Annotated in this window: 1 protein-coding gene; it reads left to right on the top strand. The window is 75.1% G+C overall.

The window, feature by feature from the left end; all coding sequences use genetic code 11:
• The first annotated feature begins 70 nt into the window (after positions 1-70).
• Positions 71-1,411 carry a M14 family metallopeptidase gene (locus IG62_RS0140850; RefSeq protein WP_107053139.1) on the top strand — a complete coding sequence of 447 codons (1,341 nt, stop codon included), beginning with the start codon at positions 71-73 and terminating at the stop codon, positions 1,409-1,411.
• The last annotated feature ends 146 nt before the right edge of the window (positions 1,412-1,557 follow it).

The following is a 1,557-nucleotide window of genomic DNA, read 5'->3' as shown; positions in this document are numbered from 1 at the left end:
CCCGCACAGCCGGCTCTCCCACCGCCCCCGACGACCCCCACCGCTCATCCAAGGGAGGCACCCGCCCGTGATGCTCCGTACCCGTCGCCTCGTCCTCGCGACGTTGGCCTTCGGTCTGACCGCCACCCTCGGCGCGACCCTGCCGGCCTCACCCGCCCGCGCGACCGGAACCCACCTGCCCCGTACGGGATTCGAAACCAGCCATGGCGCCCGCTGGACCGGCGAGTTCGAGGAACAGCGTTTTCTGGCCACCGTCGACCGCGCCACCCCGCGCGTCCGCATCGACCGGATCGGCACCACCGCGCAGGGCCGCCCGCTCCGGCTCGTCCGCATCGGCGCCCCGGCCCCCGCCTCCCCGGCCGCCGTACGGCGCGGCAACTCCGTACTGCTCATCTGCTCCCAGCACGGCGACGAGCCCTCCGGACGCGAGGCCTGCCTCACCACCATCCGCGACCTCGCCTACGCCACGGACCGGGCCACCCGGCGCTTCCTCGCGCGGACCAGCGTGCTGGTCGTCCCCACCGCCAACCCCGACGGCCGGGCCGCCGACACCCGCGGCAACTCCGAGGGCGCGGACATCAACCGCGACCACCTCGCCCTGAAGACCGCCGAGGCCCGCGCCATGGCCCGGGTGCTGCGCGACTACCGCCCTGACACCGTCTACGACCTGCACGAATACGGCCCCACCGTGCCGTACTACATGAAGGACCTGCTGTCCCTGTGGCCGCGCAACCTCAACACCGCGGCCCCGGTGCACCGGGAAGCCACCTCGCTCTCCCAGGACTTCGTCGCCCCGGCCGTACGGAGGGCCGGATTCAGCACCGGCGTCTACGGCATCTGGACCGACCCGGAGACGGGCGCCCCCGTCAAGCAGGTCGCGGGCGACGGCCAGGAACGCATCCTGCGCAACACCGCCGGGGTGAAGGGCTCCGTCGGGCTGCTCGTCGAGACCCGGGTCGATGCCCTCACCGCCGCCGAGAAGGCCGACCCGGCGCTCAACAACAGACGCCGGGTCACCTCCCAACTCGCCGCCCTGAAGGGCGCGTTCAGCTTCCTCGCGCAGCACCGGCGGCGCATCGAGGCGGCCACCGCCGCCGCCCGGCTCGCCGGTTACGCCGACCGCGGCCCGGTCCACCTCGGCGGCGCGGACAACGAACCGCCCGCCCCCGGCCAGGTCCTGACCGACCCGCCGTGCGGCTACCGGCTCGCCCCGGAACAGTTCGCGCGGATCCGCGACGAGCTCGTGCTGCACGGCGTGACCGGCACCCGGGACGCGGACGGCTCGGTCGTCGTGGCGCTGCGCCAGTCCCTGCGCAGTCTCGTGCCGCTCCTGCTGGACGGCCGGGCCACCTACCACCTCACGTCCGCCACACCGCTGGCCGCCTGCCCCGGGTCGGGCCGTACGCCGTAACCGGCGGTCCCGGCCGGCCCGTACGCCGTAACCGGATGCCCCCGGGCGGGACGTGGGCCCCGGGCCGCGGGGAGGAACCGCCGCTCCCGCCCCAGCCGCCTACTCCCGCCCCTCCCCAACCGCCTACTCCCGCCCCTCCCCAACCG

Origin of the sequence: Streptomyces sp. NRRL S-337 (assembly GCF_000720175.1) — a bacterium.
GTDB lineage: Bacteria > Actinomycetota > Actinomycetes > Streptomycetales > Streptomycetaceae > Streptomyces > Streptomyces siderophoricus.
The sequence above is the reverse complement of the archived record's forward strand: the minus strand, read 5'-3'. Positions and strand labels throughout refer to the sequence as shown.

Excerpts from the sequence above, each read along its gene's own strand:
- IG62_RS0140850 (WP_107053139.1), top strand. The coding sequence starts at position 71 with ATGCTCCGTACCCGTCGCCTCGTCCTCGCGACGTTGGCCTTCGGTCTG.